The organism is Methyloceanibacter superfactus, assembly GCF_001723305.1.
Lineage (GTDB): Bacteria > Pseudomonadota > Alphaproteobacteria > Rhizobiales > Methyloligellaceae > Methyloceanibacter > Methyloceanibacter superfactus.
This window is the reverse complement of record NZ_LPWF01000027.1, coordinates 57,530-73,688: the sequence shown is the minus strand read 5'-3', so window position 1 is coordinate 73,688 and position 16,159 is coordinate 57,530. Positions and strand designations below refer to the sequence as shown.

The following is a 16,159-nucleotide window of genomic DNA, read 5'->3' as shown; positions in this document are numbered from 1 at the left end:
CCATATGTGCTTCTCGACGATAGCCTGACGCCGGGCGGCCGCAGCCTGCTCTTCGCCGCGCCGGAAGAGGTCGTCACCGTCAACGATCCCGCCGAGGTCGAATCAGCACTCCAGAAGGTCTCAGACGGTCTCGCGCGCGGCTCCATGCCGCCGGCTACTTCGCCTACGAGCTCGGCTATTGCCTCGAGCCCAAGCTGCGGCACCTGTTGCCCGAGACGCGCCGCACGCCGTTATTCTGGATCGGCCTGTTCAAGGCGCCGCGTTCCTTCAACGACGGCGAGACTCGCACCTGGCTCGATGACAATGGCGGGGGCGAGCGCGCCAAGATCTCCAATCTCAGACTGTCCTGGTCGCGCGAGGAATATGCCGCCGCCTTCGCCGCGGTGAAGGACTTCATCACCGCGGGCGACGTCTACCAGATCAATCTCACCCAGAAATTCCACTTCGACTTCGAGGGCGATCCCACGGCGCTCTATGCCGGCTTGCGCCGCAAGCAGCGCGTCGCCTATGGCGGCCTCATCGCGACGCCGGACCTTCATGTGTTGTCGCTGTCGCCGGAGCTGTTCTTCCGCCGCGACGGCCAGCATATGTCGGCGCGGCCCATGAAGGGGACGGCGCCGCGCGGCCGCACGCCGCGCGAGGATGCCCGCCTCAAGACGTGGCTCGCTATGGACGAGAAGCAGCGCGCCGAGAATTTGATGATCGTCGATTTGCTGCGCAACGATCTCGGCCGGGTGTCGCGGATCGGCTCCGTCGAGGTCACCGATCTGTTCACCGTGGAGACCTACCGCTCGGTGCATCAGATGACCTCGGGGATCACCGCGGAGCTGCGCTCCGACATGGGGCTACGAGACATGCTCAGGGCGCTGTTCCCGTGCGGCTCGGTCACCGGGGCGCCGAAGGTGCGCGCCATGGAGATCATCCGCGAGCTCGAGGGCGAGGACCGTGGCATCTATACCGGCGCCATCGGCCATATCGCGCCGACGGGTGACGCCCAGTTCAACGTCGCCATCCGCACCGTGGTGCTCGACGAGACCGGCGGCGAGATGGGTATCGGCGGCGGCATCGTCGCCGACTCCAAGGAGGAGTCGGAATATGAGGAGTGTCTGCTCAAGGCGCACTTCCTTACCAAGATCGACGCGCCGTTCGAGCTGATCGAGACCTTGCGCTACGAAAAGGGGGAGGGGTTCCATCTCCTGGAGCGGCATTTGGCCCGGCTACAGGCCTCGGCCCATCATTTCGGCTATCCCTTCTCGCGCGAGGCGGTGATCGCCGCACTGGAGGCGCAAGCCGCCGCGATCGCCGCGCCGGTGGCGCTGGTCAGGCTGCTGCTCGCCGAGGACGGCGCCATCACCGTGACGTCGACCGAGATCACGCTGCCCACCAAGGACACGGTGTGGCGCTTCGTGATTTCCGATCAGCGCGTGGACGAGAAGGACCCGCTCTTCTACCACAAGACGACGCGGCGGCAGTTCTACGACAAGGAGATGGAGCGGCAAAAAGCGCTCACCGGATGCGACGAGGTCGTGTTCCTCAATCAGCGCGGCGAATTGACGGAAGGGACGCGCACGACGCTGTTCCTCGAGCAGGACGGCCGCTTGTTCACCCCGGCGCTGGCCTGCGGCCTCCTGCCCGGCACGCTCCGCGAGGAGCTGCTGGACCTGCCGCGCGCGGCGGCGAGCGAAGCGGTGCTGACGCCGGCCGATCTCGCCCGCGCCGACCGCCTCTATCTCGCAACTCGGTGCGCGGCCTGATCCGGGCCGAGCTGATGCAGCCGGCTGAAACGGACGCCTGCGCGCCGGCGCACGCGGGCTGACGGCAAAGAAAATGCCCGGGCCTTTCGACCCGGGCACTGTTCGGTGTGCGTTCTTTAAACGTGTTGCTCGAAAATGCCTTAGCCGGGCTTGTGGCCCTCTTCGCCGGGCTTCTCCGTCGACTGGATCTTGGTGGCGGCCTTGCCGAACGAGGCGGCGAGCTCGGACCAAGCGCGGACGAAGCCCTTGCCGACCTCCTGCGCGCCTTGACGCAACGGCTCGGCCCGTTCCCACGCCTGGCGCGTGGTTTCCTTGGCCATCTCGGCGGACTTCATGGCCGTCTCCGTCAACGTGCTCTGGGTGGCTGCCGCCTGCTCCAGTGCCATCTGACGAATGGCCTCGAACTGCGCCTCGGTGGCGTTGCGGTAGCTCAGGCTCTTGTTTCTCACGTCCTGATAGCGCGCTTCCAGATTGGCGATCATCGTGTCGCCGAGGGCGGCGGTGTGCTCGCGCAGGCTGCCGAGCTGATCGCCCAGCGTGTCGAGATCGCGCTGCAGGTCGGCCCACTCTTTGTCGGCCTGTTCAGTCTTGGGGGTGTCGGTCATCTCGGGTCTCTTTCCAAGGGAGTTCAAACGGGGGTCTCAGTATAATCGTCGCTCTTAGGCTGATCGGCGATCCAGTCACGGAACCGGTCGAGCGCTTCGGTGGCCGCGCGGCGGAACTCGGTCCAGGACTGGGTAAAAGTTTGAGTCCAAGACTTGGTCCGCGTGTCGGACCATATCTCGGACCAAGAGTCCGTGGCCGCTTGCTTCCACGCGTCGAAGCGGTCAACCGCGTCCTCGCCGATCATGGCCAGCTTGGCTTTCTGGTCGTTTAACATTTGACGGAAAGTTTCGAGCCGCGGGCCGAGATCGGTTTCCGTCTCGGCGATGGCGCCCTTGCTTGCATCCACGGCGCGGGCCGCGGCGTCGCTGGCCGCATCTAGCGCCCGCTCGGTTCCGGCCTTCAATCTAGAAGCCAGGCTCTCGAACTGGGAAGACGCGGGATCCTCTTGCGAGTCCGCCGGCTTGGCCAACGCGGAGCCCGCGCTCAACGCAAGCGTGGCCGCGACGAGCACGGCGCTGAAATGGCCAAGACGGAATCCCACGGTTCATCCCCATCATGTCGGGAACCAGAACCTTAGAGATTTGTCTTCCGGGCCCGAACATCAAGGGGTCAGGCGGCCCAGGGGAGCGTAATCCAGCCGAATCCCAACGCCAGACCGGCGGCGACGGCGAGCGCCAGAGAGATGCCGAGCACCCAAATCATCCCGGCATGGGTTGCCTGACGGGCTTCTGTGGTCGTGACCTCGGTGTGCGGCTCGCCGGCCACGTCGAACTTGGTCGTTGCCATGGGTAACCTCCGTTCTTTTGGGAATGTTCGGATGTGTTATTGGCAAACGCACAAAGACCGGAAGGGTTCCGCAGTAACCTAAGGATTTGCAAAGATAAATTTCTAAGCAGCGGCAAGCTGCGCCAAGGCCGCCTGCACCGCGCGCAGCAGCTCCGCCGGCGTGCGGCGATTGTCCTCAGGCGGCATGCCTTCCCCCGTGGCCCGCATCAGATCCTCGGCGTCCTCTTCCCAGCGCAGCAAGATGGTTTTCTTGTCGTCCGCAGTCAAAGACGCGGCGAGGACCTCGTCCGGTCGCTCGAACACGGAGCCCGGATCGAGTTTGGCTTGATCGAGCTCGGCGGGTGAGAGCGTCTTCATGGCTGTGTCGGCCTCCACATCGGTTTATCGGTTCAGTCGGGTCTCGTATGGTGGCTTCGCGGAAAGCCCCGAAGGAGCAGCGATGCTTGAGAAAATTCTAGGAGCGCTGCTGCCTGCGGTCATCACCATTCTGCTCGGCTACTTCGCCGCGCGGCACCACGATTTCGAGCAGAAGGAGGTGCCGACCCTCAACCGCATGGTGATGAGCTATGCCCTGCCGCTCTCACTTTTCGTCGGCGTGGTGAGTGCGGGGCGGGAGGATCTCCTAAGGGATCTGCCTCTCGGGATCATCCTGGCGATCGCCATCATCGGCATGTATGCGGCCATCTTCCTGCTCGCCCGCTTCGGCCTTCGCTACTCCGCAAGCCTGAGCGCGCTCGGCGCGCTGACCGCCTCCGCCCCCAGCACCGCCTTCGTCGGCTCGGCGGTTCTTGGCTATCTTTACGGCGCCAAGGCGGACATCCCCGTGGCGCTCGGCAGCATCATCATCGTGGTGGCCCTGGTGCCGGTAACGCTCATCATCCTGTCTTTGGGAGCGACCGAGGCGCCGACCCATCGCCGTGGGGACACAGCCCAGACCGCGCCGCCCAGCGCAGACGTCTGGGGCAAGATCCTGTCCGCGTTGAAGCAGCCGGTGGTGTGGCTGCCGCTCCTCGGCTTCGTCATCGTGCTGATGGATGTCAAGCTGCCGGCCGTCGCGTTCAACTCGCTCTCGTTGCTGGGGAATGCCTCGGCCGGTGTCGCCTTGTTCACCTCGGGGATCATTCTCGCCGGCTTCCAGGTGGTCGTGAACCGTCCCGTGCTGTTCCTCGTCTTCGTGAAGAACATTCTCCAGCCGTCGCTCGTCTTGGCCGCGATGCTATCGCTCGGCTACCGCAACCCGATCTTGGGCGAGGCGGTGTTGACCACCGCGCTTCCTCCCATCGTGCTGGTCGTGATGCTATCCGTTCAATATAAAGTCGCCGCCCGCGAGACGGCCTCGGCGCTGCTCATCAGCACTCTCGGCTCGCTGCTCACCATGAGCGTCTTCATGTCGCTTTTGCTCTGAGCGTGCGGAGCTTCAAGCGATCTTGGCTTTGGGCGTCCCGTCCTCGGCCGCTTCGAGCTCGAGCATATCGGCGAGACGGTTTCGGGCGCGATTGACCCGGCTCTTGATGGTGCCCACGGCACAACCGGACACTTCCGCCGCTTCCTCGTAGGAGAAGCCTGCCGCGCCGACAAGGACTAAGGCCTCGCGCTGATCGTCCGGCAATTGCACCAGCGCGGCCTGGAAGTCCTGCATGTCCATGTGGCCGGGCTGCGCCGGACGACTGGCGAGGCGGGCGGCATATTTGCCGTCGGCATCCTCGACCTCGCGCTTCCGTTTGCGCCGTTCGGAGAAATAAGTGTTGCGCAGGATGGTGAACAGCCACGCCTTCAGGTTCGTGCCTTCCTTGAAGGAATCCAGGTGGTTCCACGCCTTGAACAGGGTTTCCTGAACGAGATCGTCGGCGCGGTCCCGGTCGCCGCACAAGGACACGGCGAACGCCCGAAGGCTGCCGATCTGTGCCACGAGGGACTCTCTCAGGTTTTGGGAGACGTTCCGCGGCAAATCACTTCTCTCCGCTTTGGTCGAGTTCCTTGAGCAAGCGCAGCAGGTGATCGGGAATTGGCTCTTCGGCCACTTCATCGAACATCGCGCGAACTTGGCGTCCGATATGGGCCTGCAGGGCAGGGGACATGCCGTCCGCTGCCGCGCCACCCGGTCTCGCCTTGGGGGCGGGGGATGTGGCGCGCTCTTTACTGGCGTTAGCGTCATTCGCCTGCTGGCCTTCTTTTTATCGTTTCGTTCCACAGCGGCTCCTGATTGGCTTGCTACCCGGCAAGACCTCAGTTTAACGGATTCCGCCGCGCCTTTGGGCTACAAAAGCACTTGGAGGTTCAATTGGTTCCACAGCGGACGGAACTTTTGCCGGAGTTTCGGCATTTGACCGACGCTCACGCTCATTCCTAAATAGCTCCCTCGCACCCGATTTGTGAGACACTGGGAGTTGCGGGGTGCTGCCCCAATAAGAGAAAGTCACATCGATGTCGTTGTCGAAAACGATCGCGCCTCATCTGCCCTACCTTCGCCGGTTTGCCCGTGCCCTGGCGGGAACCCAAGCCGCCGGCGACGCCTATGTGGCGGCCACCTTAGAGGTCCTGGCCGAGGATTCGTCGCTGTTTGACGACAATCTCGATCCGCGCATCGCGCTCTACCGGACCTTCCTGGGACTTTGGAATTCCGTCGGCATCAACCTGAAACCGGAAGCGTTCCAGGGCGGTACGACGCCCGTGGACCGCAAGCTCGAGCAGATCACGCCGTTGCCCCGGCAGGCCTTCCTGCTCAGCTCCGTGGAAGGCTTCACCCCGGACGAGACCGCCATCATTCTCAACACCACGGTGGACAATGCCGAAGCGCTGATCGATGCCGCGGGGCGGGAGATTGCCGCGCAGGTCGCCACCGATGTGCTCATCATCGAGGATGAGCCGATGATCGCCATGGATCTCGAAAGCATCGTGGAGGGGCTCGGCCATCGCGTGGCCGGTGTCGCGCGCACGCATAAGGAAGCTGTCCGCGCGGTGGAGAACAGCAAGCCCGGTCTGGTGCTCGCCGACATTCAGCTTGCCGATGGCAGCTCAGGCCTCGACGCCGTCAACGAGATGCTGGCGTTGTTCCAAGTGCCGGTGATCTTCATCACCGCCTATCCCGACCGGCTGTTGACGGGCGAGCGGCCCGAGCCGGCCTTTCTCATCACCAACCGTATCAGCCCGATACCGTGAAGGCGATCGTGTCCCAGGCGCTGTTCTTCGAGCGTCGCGCGAGCTTGCGCGATCAGCCCTCGGCGAGCGCCTGAGACCGACGACGGCGTAGATTTTTCCGAGCAGGAGCAGGATCAGCAGGATTACCAGGATCAGCCCGACGATACCGGACGGACCGTAGCCCCAACCGCGGCTATAGGGCCAAGCGGGAACCGCGCCGAGTAGGACGAGGATGAGGATGATAATGAGAATTGTCGTCAGCATGTTGGAGACCTCGGCGTCAGGAGGGGAGGGAAAAAGCGTTTGCCCCGCGCCACGGGGCTGGAATCGATATGGGAGCGCCGCGCGCCGGACAGGGCCTCATGGGGCGCCCGCCAGCAGCGCGGCATTCCGGCGTGTCGTTACATATTCTGGAGCCAGGTATCGACCTGCTTCTCGGCTTCGTCCTTGGCAACGCCGTAGCGCTCCTGGATCTTGCCCACCAGTTCCGTGCGGCGGCCTTCGACCTGGTCCAGGTCGTCGTTGGTGAGCTTGCCCCACTGCTGCTGCGCCTTGCCGGTAAGTTGCTTCCAATTGCCTTCGACTCGATCCCAATTCATGGAATGTTACTCCCTTTGTTGGCGGCCCCATAGCGGATGTACGGGCCTGACTTAGATGCGCAATGAAACGCGCGGACGTACACGCAAGTTCCGTAAGGGCCGGCGCGGCGGCAGTCTCCGCGGCGCAATAAAGAGTGCATGGGTTTCGTGTGACGACCGCGCGATAACCGAGAGAAAGGTGAAGGAGTGATGACCGCACACCCCATTCTCGTGGTCGAGGACGAGTTCCTCATCGCCCTCGACATCGTCGCCGCACTGGAGCAAGCGGGCGTCGCTGTGGCGGGCCCGGCGAGCACCGTGAGCGAGGCCCTCGCCACGATCGAGCGCGGACCTTTGCGCGGCGCGCTGCTCGACGCGCATCTCGCCGGCGAGCCGGCGGGGCGCATCGCCGATGCGCTGGCCGCCCGTCGCATCCCCTTCGCTTTCGTCAGCGGCTATGGACGGGAAAGCTTGCCGCCGGAGCACCGCCAGGCCCGGTTGGTTCGCAAGCCGTTCACCGACCAGGACCTTCTCGCCGCCATTGCGGGTTTTTGATGGACCGGAGGTGCAACGAAATCGCGAAACCGGACGTTTGCTGTACGCGGGGGGCGAAGGGCGCAGCCGCCGGCTTGAGGCGTAGACTTAAGAGACTTACCGGAGTGAGGAGCCAGAAATGTTGTTTTGGGCGATCATTTTCGCCGTTGTTGCGTTGGTGGCCGGCGTCTCGGATTTGGCGGCGTCGCGTCGGCCGCGGCCGGCGTCGCGCGTATTTTGTTCTTTATCTTTCTTGTCGTCTTCCTCGTCACCCTGATCGCCGCGATCGTTTGAGCTTGGGGCCGGGCCAGACGCACCATGTCGCCAGTGAGTGGCGTGCTGTGATGGATTGACGGTCAACCATGGGAATCTCGCTGACCTCACTTTTTGATACCGGGCAAGACGATTGGACCTCGGTCCTGGTGGTGCTCAACGCCGTCGCCGACGGGGTCATCGCCGCGGCCTTCCTGCTCGTGCCCGCGGTCCTGCTCTATCTCTACAAGCAGCGCGGCGAGAGCAGCCAAGGTGAAGCGGCGCTGGTGAAGCTCTTTTTGCTGTTCGTGTTCGCCGTCGGTCTCGTCCATTTCGCCGCGGTGTTCAGCCAGTGGATGCCGTCGCAGCAACTCGACGGCGCGTTGGAAGGCGTGTTGAAGGGCGCCGCGGCGCTGCTGGCGCTGGCCACGGGGCTCGGCCTGTGGTGGCTCGCCCCGTATTTGAGCAGCGTGCCGTCGCGCGACCGGCTGCAGTCGGAGATCGCCGCGCATCTGAAGACCCTCGAAGAGCTGAGCGAGACGCGCTTGCAGCTCGAGGAGCGGGTGGCGGCCCGCACCAAGGAATTGGCCGAAGCCAAGCAGCGCTTCGAGATTGCCCTGCGCGGTTCCCCCATCTCCGTGTTCAGCCAGGACAAGGATCTGCATTTCACCTGGGCGCATAATCTTCCGGCCGGTCTCGCTGACGATCAGGTGTTGGGCAAGACCGACGCCGGCATCGTCCCGGCCGAAGCCGCGGAGAAGCTGATGGCGGCTAAGCGCAAGGCTATGGAGACGGACTCTTCGCAAGAGCTCGAGGTCGACTTCGAGCTCTACGCCCGGGAGCGATCCTTCTACGTCGTCATCGAGCCGTTGCGCGGACCCGACGGAAGTGTCGTCGGCGCCGCGTCGGTTGCCGTCGACATCAGCGAGCGCAAAGCCAATGAGGACCACTTGCGCCTGCTGTTGCGCGAGCTGACCCACCGCTCGAAGAATCTCCTGGCGGTGATCCACGCCATCGCGCGCCAGACCGCCTCGCGCACGCGCTCGGTCGACGACTTCCTCGATCGCTTCAGCGCGCGGCTCTACGCCATCGGCTGCTCCCACGATCTCCTGATCGCTGACGACTGGCACGGCGCTTCGCTGCGCATGCTCGTGGAGCAGCAGCTCGAGGCCCACGCGGACGGCTTCGGCGCGCGCATCGCCATCGAAGGCGAGGACGTCATGCTGAAGCCGGAGGCCGTGCAAAATCTCGGCTTGGCCCTGCATGAGCTGACGGCCAACGCGGAGAAATACGGATCGCTGTCAGACCCCAAGGGCGAGATCCGCATAGAATGGAATTTCTGCGAGGACGCCGCTCAACTCAAGCTGGTGTGGCAGGAGGAGGGGGGCCCCGCGGTGACCCCGCCCGAGCGCTCCGGTTTCGGCCGGGCGATGATCGAGACTGTCGTCGGCCGGGCGCTCGAGGGTGACGTGACTCTGAGCTTCCCCGCCGAGGGCGTGCGCTGCGAGATGGTCATCCCGGCGGCGCAGGTGACGTCGCGCGGTTAGACGCCCTAGCCGATCCCGACCAACCCGCGATGCCCCGCGGGCAATGCATGCGGCACGATCACCGTCAGCCCTTGGCGCATCACCGAGAGTTCCGCCGGCGTCTGCGACCGGGTCTCGCCGTCGGCGTTGATCGGCTTGGGGCTACGGGTCGCGATCGTCACGTGCTCGGCGCAGCTGCGCTGCAACAGCGTCGGCTTGGCGAAGCCGAACTTCAGATGGGTGATGCACGCCACCAGCTCCCAGAACGGTCCCGGCGTGACCAGGTAGAGATCGAGCTTGCCGTCGTCGATGGCCGCATGTTCGGCGACCGTGAGGCCGCCGCCATGGAAGCGGCCGTTGCCGACGCTGACCTGGTAGACCGGACCCGACCACGTGGCCTGGCCGTCGGCGCTGATCTTGACGATGAACGGATTCGATTCCCGCGCGGCGTGGAGGAGGCTGATGACATAGGCGAACATCCGCCAGCGGCGCTTCAACTCGGCCGACTGCGCATGCGCCACGTTGGCCGCCACCCCGACGCTCGCCACGTTCACGAACGGTGTGCCGTTGACGAGGCCGACATCGATTTTATGGGTGCGTCCGCCAAGGGCGATCTCGGCGGCTTCATAGACGTCGGCCGGCATTCCGAGCGTGTTCGCGAAATCGTTGGCGGTGCCGAGCGGCAGAACGGCGAGCGGCTTGCCGAGCGCGAGAATCTCCGGCAGGGCGCTCGAGATGGTTCCGTCGCCGCCGCCGATGACGATCCGATCGGCGCTCGCGCCATGCTCCTTAAGGGTTTGCGCCATCTCGTCCCGCGAGCCGCAAGCCACGAACACCGAGTCCGCGCGCGCCGAGAGCCAGCCGGGAAGCGTGGGCAAGACGTCCGCGCATCTCGATGCGTTGGGGTTAACGGCGACAAGCACCCGCATTGGCGGTCGGTCTCCTGAAGCGCCCCGGGCCGGGGACGAGGTAAGCGCGAGAACAAAGGGTCGTGAACATCCGTGCGCGCAAGTTGATTTGAAGCATGGGGGAGAGTGCTTAGATTCCACTAGAGAAATTTTGCGAACGCCCGGTCGTTTGGCGCTGCCGGCATGGGCATAACGCATGAGGAGCCGACATGATCACGCGACGAGAGATTCTTTTGGGCACGGCCGGTGTCGCCGCCGTCGCGGCGGCCGGCATCGCCGCGCTCAAATGGCAGGGCGGCGAAGCCACGGCCGCCACCGACGGACATTTCGAGGTCACCAAGACTCCAGAGGAGTGGCGCAAGATTCTGACGCCCGAGCAATATGCCGTGCTGCGCGAGGAAGACACCGAGCGCGCCTGGACCAGCCCGCTCAACAAAGAGAAGCGCGCTGGCACCTTCGTTTGCGCCGGCTGCGATCTGCCGCTCTTCAGGTCGGAGACGAAGTTCGAATCCGGCACGGGCTGGCCGAGCTTCTATGCGCCCATCGAGGGCGCCGTCGAGACGAGCCAGGACTGGTCTTTCGGCCTGCTGCGCGACGAGGTCCATTGCCGCCGCTGCGGCGGCCATCTCGGTCATGTGTTCAACGACGGCCCGAAACCCACGGGCTTGCGCTACTGCATGAACGGCGTGGCCATGAAGTTCGTCCCCGCCTAGACGCCTCGCGCCGCTCCCAGACAGGGCCCGCGCCCCGCCGGTCGGCGTCCCTGATCTCCATCAGAATTTGGTGTGGAACCATCCTGGGACGGCCGCGTTCTGGACCCTTGGCGGGAGCTGTTTTGCGTATCCCGCCCGCCGTACGGGTACGGGGGTGAAGGGGTCGAGAATGACCCTTTCGCTCGCGGCGGCAGGGACTTCCATCACAAAAATTGAGCTTGGGTGAGTTGGCTCCCCGGGCCGGACTCGAACCAGCGACCCAGCGGTTAACAGCCGCTTGCTCTACCAACTGAGCTACCGGGGAGCAGGGCGCGCTTGGGCTCCCAAGCGGCGCTGACCCGCTAGATAGCAAAAGGTCGGCAGGCTTTCCAGCGCTTTACGCGCGCGCGAGCCGACCAAAATGCGCCCGCTTGCCGCGCCCGCTCGAACCGCCTATGTCCGGCATCCGCCCGCAAGAACCCCGGGAAGCGCATGGCCCCCAAGGTCCGCCTGTTCAACGGTCATCTGCATCTGCCGCGCTCGAAGCCCGTGCGGCTCGGCATGGGCATCCTGCTGGTGGCCGGCGGCCTCCTGGGCTTCCTGCCGGTGCTCGGCTTCTGGATGATCCCCCTCGGCTTTTTCGTTCTGTCGGTGGATCTGCCGGTCGTGCGCCGCTGGCGGCGTCAGCTCACCGTGTGGTGGCACCGCCGGAAAGAGCGCAAGGCCACGCCCGTTGACGCGGACTCCCCGCCGAAGGCAGAGTGAGCAAGCCTAGGGACTCAAAAAAAGGCGCGTCGGGGGACGGCAGGGGGCTCGCATGATCGGCTTTTTCATCGTCGCCCTGAGCATCGTGCTGCCCTTGGTCCATTTGGCGGTCACCAAGCGCCGCGCACCAGGCGCGCATCGTGCGCATCCTGCTGCTCTATGCGCTCCTCATCGCGTCGGCGTCATGGGCTTCCTCTTCGGCTTCATCCCCCATGTCTTCTTTCCGGACGAGGCCGCCAAGGCGATCGGCTGGTCGCCGAGCCCGTTCCAGTTCGAGGTCGGCGTCCATGACGGCGCCTGGGGTGTGCTCGGATTCTTGTGCCTGTGGATCGGCGGCCTGTTCTGGCTGGCCACGGGACTGGGCTGGTCCCTGTTCATGCTCGGCGCCGCTGGCGGACATGTCTATCAGACCGTCACCGCCGGCAATTACGCGCCGTATAATTTCCTGATGATCTTCACCGACGGCTTCGTCGCGCTATGGCTGCTGCTGCTGCTCTATCTTCACTACCGCTGTGGCGGCATGCGAGGGCAGGGGGAGTCGTGAGGATGAACGCGAAGTCAGGGTATGGAGGCCACGCCCGGAATCGAACCGGGGTATACGGATTTGCAGTCCGCTGCGTCACCACTCCGCCACGTGGCCAGTCGGGCAGGGTTCTAATCTCAAATGCGAGAATGTCCAAGCCTCTCGTGCGCGCGCGCCCGCGGCATGTTTGGCAATCGCATTCGTCACACGGTTGCAGGCATACTGATCGAAAGTTCCAATCAATTTGCACTGGCGCGCCCTGTGCGATCCTAATCGCGACACAGGCCCAAAAAGCGACACAGGCCCAAAGAGGATGACGCGAGCATGACCGGTTACGAGGCACGGCGCATGGCCATGGTGGAGTGCCAACTCCGCCCCAACCAAGTCACTGACAAAGGTCTGCTGGACGCCATGCGCACGCTGCCGCGCGAGCGCTTCGTGCCGCCGGCCTTCGAGCGGCTCGCCTATATGGACGAGGCCATCGAGGTTTTTCCGGCGCGGGAAGGGGCGCCGGCGCGTTTTCTCCTCGCCCCCATGGTCCAGGCACGGCTGATCCAGCTCGCGGAGGTCGAGGCTAAGGACAAGGTTCTCGATGTGGGCTGCGGGACGGGCTACTCGGCCGCGATCCTGGCGCGCCTCGCCGCCACCGTGATCGGGCTCGAGCCCGAGCCGGCGCTGGCCAAGGCGGCCGCGGCAAATCTTGTCGGCTTGGGTCTGCGCAATACCGAGATGGTGGAGGGCCCGTTCGCCGCCGGCTGGCCGGCCGCAGGGCCCTATGACGTGATCGTGCTCGAAGGCAGCGTGTCCGAGGTGCCGGACGCTCTCCTGTCCCAGCTGAAGGAAGGCGGCAGGCTCGTCGCCGTGATAACCGCCGCGCCTAACATGCAGCAGGGCAAAGCCAATCTGTTCGTCCGCGTCGATGGCGAGGCGCGCGGCGTGGCGCATTTCGACGCGGGTGCGAGCCCCTTGCCGGGTGTCGCGCCGGAGCCGGCCTTCGTCTTCTAGCTGTCGATATGGCCTTTCGCCACTGTTGCGCCGATCCCACAGTGCCTTGAGATTTTTGCCGAATCCTGTGGGCTGCGGCGTTCCTGGGTATCCCTTCGGCGGCGCGGTGCTCTATGCTTCAAGGTGCAGGAAGGGCGGGGGGCGTCGCTGACTGCGGGAGATTTGTAGTGCTGCTTGGTGTTCAGGGCAGGCGCGATCCGTCGTGCTGCGCGAGTTTTTCGCGGCGGCTGCGTGGTGGGGCTGCTGTTGCCGTTGCCATGCTCGCGGCTATGCTTCTCGGTGCTCCGGCGCAGGCCGAAACGCTGGAGCAGGCGCTGGCCGACGCCTATCTCGTCAATCCCGTTCTCAATGCCGAGCGTGCCCGCCTCAGGGCCATCGATGAGCAGGTGGCGCTCGCCAAGTCGGGCTTGCGCCCGAATATCGGCGGCAGCGCCGACACCAATTACGTCAATCAGAATAGCGACCGGGGCGGGCTCGGCGCGCTAGACATCGGCTCGGGCGGCCTCACCACCGACGGCGTGACCCATCCGCGCGGCTACGCCTTGCAGCTTTCCCAGCCGCTGTTCGAGGGCTTCCAGAATCTCAACGCCATCCGCGAGGCCAAGGCGCAAGTCCAGTCGCAACGCGAGGCCTTGCGCAGCGTGGAGCAGACTGTCTTGCTCGATGCGGCCACCGCCTATGTCAACGTGGTGCGCGACCAAGCCATCGTTCGGTTGCGCGAGAACGACGTGAACGTGCTGTCGGAGCAGTTGAAAGCCACGCGCGACCGCTTCGAGGTCGGCGAGGTGACGCGCACCGACACAGCCCAAGCCGAGGCACGCCGCTCCGAGGCGCTCGCCACGCTCGCCGGGGCGCAAGCCAATCTGAAGACGAGCCGCGCCGCCTATGAGCAAGTCGTCGGCCATCCGCCCGGCAATTTGCAGACGCCCCCGTCGATCCGCCATTTGCTTCCCCAGACTCTCGACGAGGCCATGACCCTCGGTGACGGTGAGAATCCGGTGATCCTCTCCACCGTCTACACCGAGGAGGCCTCGCTCTACGCCGTCGAGCAGATCATGGGCGAGCTGCTGCCCGAGGTGACGCTCGAGGCGCAATATGAGAAGCGCTTCGACCAGAGCTCGTCGCTGGACGAGATCGAGACGACGACGGTCACCGGGCGTCTCAACGTGCCCTTCTATCAGGGTGGCGGCGTCGCGGCCCGGGTGCGTCAGGCCAAGGAAACCAACAACCAGCTGAAGCGCGAGGTCGAGGATGCGCGCTTGCGCGTCCATGCCGATGTCATCGCCAACTGGGGCATTCTCCAGTCGTCGGGACCGGCCATCAGCTCCGCGGAATCCGCGGTCTCGGCCAACAAGATCGCCCTGACCGGCGTGCGCGAGGAGGAGAAGGTGGGCCAACGCACCACGCTCGACGTCCTCGACGCCCAGCGCGAACTGCTGAACTCGCAGATTGGCCTCGTCTCGGCCCTTCGTGACCGGGTGGTGGCGGAATATTCTCTCTACGCGGCGGTCGGCCGCATGGACGCACAAACGCTTGGGCTGCCAGTGCCTTATTACGATCCGATCGAGCACTTTGACATCGTCAAGAACAAGTGGTTCGGCCTGCGTCCGCCAGCCCCTCCGCTCGCCGATAACTGAACCCTTGCGGGGGCTTACGCGTTAACCATCGAGGGCAATGAGCCAGTCAAATCGAGACTTGGCTCTTAACATCGTGTTAAACTCTTGCCTAAGGGTGACCCTGGTGTACACCGCCGGGTGATTGTCAGTTAGAGGCGGCGAGGGACAAAGTCATGAGCAGCACCGAGCGCGCTCCTGAGCCGACAATGGAGGAAATTTTGGCCTCCATCCGTCGGATCATTACAGACGATGACGCGGGTCAGACACGGGGGCAGAACGCGACCCCGCAGGCCCAGCAGGACGAAGAGCCCCTCGAGGGCGAGGGCGAGGCGGACAGCCAGATCATCGATGACATTGCCCGCGTCCTGAGCGGCAGTGGTGGTGGCGCCATTGAGGTCGACGAGGAAGAAGAGATCCTCGACCTGACGGCCGAGCTTGGCGGTCTCGAGCTTGTCGATGAGGACGAGCCTCTGAGTGAGCCGGTGAACGCCGCGCCGATGGCCGAGGAGGCGAGCGCCGAACCGATGGTTCTGTCCGAGCGGCGCCCGAGCCTGTGCCGCAGGACGAAGCCCCAGCCTTTATTCCGCCGGCCCCGCCGGTCCAAGAGGCCGCGCCGCAGCCGCCGGCTCAGCCGGTGCCCCAGGCGGCTCCCATGCCGCCGCAGGCCCCGCCGGCAGCCGCGCCACAGCCTTCCGGCGAGGCCTCGAAGCCGCGACGGCCCTGGAGCGGGCCATTGCCGCGCTGCGGGCAGGCCAGGTGCCGACGTCGACCACGCCCCAGGCCGAGCCCTTCCAGTTTCAGGCGGCGCCTCAGCCGGAGGCTATGACTCCGGAAGCCATGACCCCGGAATCCATGCCGACTCCCACCTTCATGCCCGGCTCGGAGCCGGTGGCGGAGCCGGAGCCCGGGCCCACGGAAATTCCCATGGCGATCCCCATGGAAGCGCCCGAGGCGCATGCCGAGACTCATCCCGAGATGGAAGCGGAGCCCGAGGACGAGACCTTCGAGCTCATGGCCGATCAGGCACAAGAGCTCGAGGAGCCCGCCCAAGAGTTGGAGGCGGAGTCCGAGCCAGAGGCCGAGTTGGTGCTGACCGAGGTGGAGATGACCGTCGTCAGCGAAACCGAGGAGCTGGTCGAGTTCGAGGCGGCGAGCCCGAAGCCGAGCCGGAGCCCGAGAAGGCCGCTTTCTGGCCGAGCGACGAGCCGGCCTGGCAAGAGGACGAGGCCGCCGAGTCCGAGCAGGCCTATGAACCGGCCTATGAGCCGGAGCCCGTACCCGTCGCGGCGCACGCCAACGGCCATCACCAGCCCGAGGGCGCGTCCATGACGCTGGAAGACAGCGTCAAGGACATGCTGCGGCCCATGCTTCGTCAATGGCTTGACGAGAACATGCCGCGCATGGTCACCGCCGCGCTGAAGGACGAGCTCGACCCGAACGCGTTCCGCCAGCAGGACTGAAACCCAGCAAAAGTTG

At 65.0% G+C, this 16,159-nt stretch carries 19 protein-coding genes, 2 tRNA genes and 3 pseudogenes; 13 read left to right on the top strand and 11 right to left on the bottom strand.

The window, feature by feature from the left end:
* Window positions 1-206 precede the first annotated feature (206 nt).
* Entirely contained in the window at window positions 207-1,754 is a 1,548-nt protein-coding gene (gene pabB, locus AUC69_RS10130; protein WP_083239314.1) for an aminodeoxychorismate synthase component I, read from the top strand.
* A gap of 140 nt (window positions 1,755-1,894) precedes the next feature.
* Here the strand turns inward: pabB and AUC69_RS10125 are convergent, their stop codons facing one another.
* The 4 genes from AUC69_RS10125 to AUC69_RS10115 all read right to left on the bottom strand — a co-directional run bounded on the left by AUC69_RS10125 (window position 1,895) and on the right by AUC69_RS10115 (window position 3,503).
* Window positions 1,895-2,359: a hypothetical protein gene (locus AUC69_RS10125; RefSeq protein WP_069442057.1), complete on the bottom strand. Its 465-nt coding sequence runs from the start codon at window positions 2,357-2,359 to the stop codon at window positions 1,895-1,897.
* Window positions 2,360-2,382: 23 nt separating this feature from the next.
* The gene (locus AUC69_RS10120; RefSeq protein ID WP_069442056.1) at window positions 2,383-2,901 is read right to left on the bottom strand and encodes a hypothetical protein; all 519 of its coding nucleotides are present in this window, start codon (window positions 2,899-2,901) and stop codon (window positions 2,383-2,385) included.
* 68 nt (window positions 2,902-2,969) lie between these two features.
* Window positions 2,970-3,146 (bottom strand): hypothetical protein, encoded by a 177-nt coding sequence (locus AUC69_RS17465; RefSeq protein WP_158008079.1) that lies wholly within the window; start codon window positions 3,144-3,146, stop codon window positions 2,970-2,972.
* Window positions 3,147-3,248: 102 nt separating this feature from the next.
* Window positions 3,249-3,503 (bottom strand): hypothetical protein, encoded by a 255-nt coding sequence (locus AUC69_RS10115; RefSeq protein ID WP_141700730.1) that lies wholly within the window; start codon window positions 3,501-3,503, stop codon window positions 3,249-3,251.
* Window positions 3,504-3,585: 82 nt separating this feature from the next.
* On the opposite strand from AUC69_RS10115, the gene AUC69_RS10110 reads away from it, so the two are divergent.
* Window positions 3,586-4,551: an AEC family transporter gene (locus AUC69_RS10110; RefSeq protein ID WP_069442054.1), complete on the top strand. Its 966-nt coding sequence runs from the start codon at window positions 3,586-3,588 to the stop codon at window positions 4,549-4,551.
* 12 nt (window positions 4,552-4,563) lie between these two features.
* Here the strand turns inward: AUC69_RS10110 and AUC69_RS10105 are convergent, their stop codons facing one another.
* Together AUC69_RS10105 and AUC69_RS18540 are read right to left on the bottom strand one after the other, a co-directional pair.
* Window positions 4,564-5,094, bottom strand: a complete 531-nt coding sequence (locus tag AUC69_RS10105; RefSeq protein ID WP_069442053.1) for a sigma-70 family RNA polymerase sigma factor — start codon at window positions 5,092-5,094, stop codon at window positions 4,564-4,566.
* A 1-nt stretch (window position 5,095) separates the two neighbouring features.
* Window positions 5,096-5,224: a NepR family anti-sigma factor gene (locus AUC69_RS18540; protein WP_158008078.1), complete on the bottom strand. Its 129-nt coding sequence runs from the start codon at window positions 5,222-5,224 to the stop codon at window positions 5,096-5,098.
* 346 nt (window positions 5,225-5,570) lie between these two features.
* Here AUC69_RS18540 and AUC69_RS10100 point away from each other — a divergent pair.
* Window positions 5,571-6,379, top strand: a pseudogene (locus tag AUC69_RS10100) (response regulator).
* Between the two features lie 16 nt (window positions 6,380-6,395).
* Here the strand turns inward: AUC69_RS10100 and AUC69_RS16335 are convergent.
* Window positions 6,396-6,548, bottom strand: a pseudogene (locus tag AUC69_RS16335) (DUF3309 family protein); the annotation flags it as partial.
* A gap of 137 nt (window positions 6,549-6,685) precedes the next feature.
* Entirely contained in the window at window positions 6,686-6,883 is a 198-nt protein-coding gene (locus AUC69_RS10095) for a CsbD family protein (RefSeq protein ID WP_069442052.1), read from the bottom strand.
* A gap of 189 nt (window positions 6,884-7,072) precedes the next feature.
* Between AUC69_RS10095 and AUC69_RS10090 the strand changes: the two genes are divergently transcribed.
* The 3 genes and pseudogenes from AUC69_RS10090 (at window position 7,073) to AUC69_RS10080 (ending at window position 9,195) form a co-directional block, all read left to right on the top strand.
* Window positions 7,073-7,417 carry a response regulator gene (locus AUC69_RS10090; protein ID WP_069442051.1) on the top strand — a complete coding sequence of 115 codons (345 nt, stop codon included), beginning with the start codon at window positions 7,073-7,075 and terminating at the stop codon, window positions 7,415-7,417.
* Between the two features lie 118 nt (window positions 7,418-7,535).
* Window positions 7,536-7,690, top strand: a pseudogene (locus tag AUC69_RS10085) (DUF1328 domain-containing protein).
* Between the two features lie 68 nt (window positions 7,691-7,758).
* The gene (locus tag AUC69_RS10080) at window positions 7,759-9,195 is read left to right on the top strand and encodes a sensor histidine kinase (RefSeq protein ID WP_069442050.1); all 1,437 of its coding nucleotides are present in this window, start codon (window positions 7,759-7,761) and stop codon (window positions 9,193-9,195) included.
* A 5-nt stretch (window positions 9,196-9,200) separates the two neighbouring features.
* On the opposite strand, the gene AUC69_RS10075 is transcribed toward AUC69_RS10080, so the two are convergent.
* The gene (locus tag AUC69_RS10075) at window positions 9,201-10,103 is read right to left on the bottom strand and encodes a YegS/Rv2252/BmrU family lipid kinase (RefSeq protein WP_158008077.1); all 903 of its coding nucleotides are present in this window, start codon (window positions 10,101-10,103) and stop codon (window positions 9,201-9,203) included.
* Between the two features lie 188 nt (window positions 10,104-10,291).
* Between AUC69_RS10075 and msrB the strand changes: the two genes are divergently transcribed.
* The gene (gene msrB, locus AUC69_RS10070; protein WP_069442048.1) at window positions 10,292-10,795 is read left to right on the top strand and encodes a peptide-methionine (R)-S-oxide reductase MsrB; all 504 of its coding nucleotides are present in this window, start codon (window positions 10,292-10,294) and stop codon (window positions 10,793-10,795) included.
* A gap of 228 nt (window positions 10,796-11,023) precedes the next feature.
* On the opposite strand, the gene AUC69_RS10065 is transcribed toward msrB, so the two are convergent.
* Window positions 11,024-11,099, bottom strand: a tRNA-Asn gene (locus AUC69_RS10065).
* A 167-nt stretch (window positions 11,100-11,266) separates the two neighbouring features.
* Here AUC69_RS10065 and AUC69_RS17085 point away from each other — a divergent pair.
* Both AUC69_RS17085 and AUC69_RS10055 read left to right on the top strand, forming a co-directional pair.
* Window positions 11,267-11,539, top strand: a complete 273-nt coding sequence (locus AUC69_RS17085) for a hypothetical protein (protein WP_244500201.1) — start codon at window positions 11,267-11,269, stop codon at window positions 11,537-11,539.
* A gap of 52 nt (window positions 11,540-11,591) precedes the next feature.
* A complete protein-coding gene (locus tag AUC69_RS10055; RefSeq protein WP_069442047.1) occupies window positions 11,592-12,083 on the top strand; it encodes a DUF6790 family protein in 492 nt (163 codons plus the stop codon).
* Between the two features lie 22 nt (window positions 12,084-12,105).
* Here AUC69_RS10055 and AUC69_RS10050 read toward each other — a convergent pair.
* Window positions 12,106-12,179, bottom strand: a tRNA-Cys gene (locus AUC69_RS10050).
* A 207-nt stretch (window positions 12,180-12,386) separates the two neighbouring features.
* On the opposite strand from AUC69_RS10050, the gene AUC69_RS10045 reads away from it, so the two are divergent.
* From AUC69_RS10045 to AUC69_RS16325, 4 genes are all read left to right on the top strand, one after another.
* The gene (locus AUC69_RS10045) at window positions 12,387-13,067 is read left to right on the top strand and encodes a protein-L-isoaspartate O-methyltransferase family protein (RefSeq protein ID WP_069442046.1); all 681 of its coding nucleotides are present in this window, start codon (window positions 12,387-12,389) and stop codon (window positions 13,065-13,067) included.
* A gap of 167 nt (window positions 13,068-13,234) precedes the next feature.
* Window positions 13,235-14,704: a TolC family outer membrane protein gene (locus AUC69_RS10040; protein ID WP_158008076.1), complete on the top strand. Its 1,470-nt coding sequence runs from the start codon at window positions 13,235-13,237 to the stop codon at window positions 14,702-14,704.
* A 735-nt stretch (window positions 14,705-15,439) separates the two neighbouring features.
* Window positions 15,440-16,012, top strand: coding sequence for a hypothetical protein (locus tag AUC69_RS10035; protein WP_069442044.1), 573 nt, complete (start codon window positions 15,440-15,442; stop codon window positions 16,010-16,012).
* Entirely contained in the window at window positions 16,009-16,143 is a 135-nt protein-coding gene (locus AUC69_RS16325) for a DUF2497 domain-containing protein (RefSeq protein ID WP_083239307.1), read from the top strand. The genes AUC69_RS10035 and AUC69_RS16325 overlap by 4 nt, the downstream gene beginning before the upstream one ends.
* Window positions 16,144-16,159 lie beyond the last annotated feature (16 nt).

What these genes read in the sequence shown, in the direction of transcription:
- AUC69_RS10125 (WP_069442057.1), bottom strand. Translation starts at nt 2,359, where the DNA reads ATGACCGACACCCCCAAGACTGAACAGGCCGACAAAGAGTGGGCCGAC.
- AUC69_RS17465 (WP_158008079.1), bottom strand. Translation starts at nt 3,146, where the DNA reads ATGGCAACGACCAAGTTCGACGTGGCCGGCGAGCCGCACACCGAGGTC.
- AUC69_RS10115 (WP_141700730.1), bottom strand. Translation starts at nt 3,503, where the DNA reads ATGAAGACGCTCTCACCCGCCGAGCTCGATCAAGCCAAACTCGATCCG.
- AUC69_RS10110 (WP_069442054.1), top strand. Translation starts at nt 3,586, where the DNA reads ATGCTTGAGAAAATTCTAGGAGCGCTGCTGCCTGCGGTCATCACCATT.
- AUC69_RS18540 (WP_158008078.1), bottom strand. Translation starts at nt 5,224, where the DNA reads ATGTCCCCTGCCCTGCAGGCCCATATCGGACGCCAAGTTCGCGCGATG.
- AUC69_RS10095 (WP_069442052.1), bottom strand. Translation starts at nt 6,883, where the DNA reads ATGAATTGGGATCGAGTCGAAGGCAATTGGAAGCAACTTACCGGCAAG.
- AUC69_RS10090 (WP_069442051.1), top strand. Translation starts at nt 7,073, where the DNA reads ATGACCGCACACCCCATTCTCGTGGTCGAGGACGAGTTCCTCATCGCC.
- AUC69_RS10080 (WP_069442050.1), top strand. Translation starts at nt 7,759, where the DNA reads ATGGGAATCTCGCTGACCTCACTTTTTGATACCGGGCAAGACGATTGG.
- AUC69_RS10075 (WP_158008077.1), bottom strand. Translation starts at nt 10,103, where the DNA reads ATGCGGGTGCTTGTCGCCGTTAACCCCAACGCATCGAGATGCGCGGAC.
- msrB (WP_069442048.1), top strand. Translation starts at nt 10,292, where the DNA reads ATGATCACGCGACGAGAGATTCTTTTGGGCACGGCCGGTGTCGCCGCC.
- AUC69_RS17085 (WP_244500201.1), top strand. Translation starts at nt 11,267, where the DNA reads ATGGCCCCCAAGGTCCGCCTGTTCAACGGTCATCTGCATCTGCCGCGC.
- AUC69_RS10055 (WP_069442047.1), top strand. Translation starts at nt 11,592, where the DNA reads ATGATCGGCTTTTTCATCGTCGCCCTGAGCATCGTGCTGCCCTTGGTC.
- AUC69_RS10045 (WP_069442046.1), top strand. Translation starts at nt 12,387, where the DNA reads ATGACCGGTTACGAGGCACGGCGCATGGCCATGGTGGAGTGCCAACTC.
- AUC69_RS16325 (WP_083239307.1), top strand. Translation starts at nt 16,009, where the DNA reads ATGACGCTGGAAGACAGCGTCAAGGACATGCTGCGGCCCATGCTTCGT.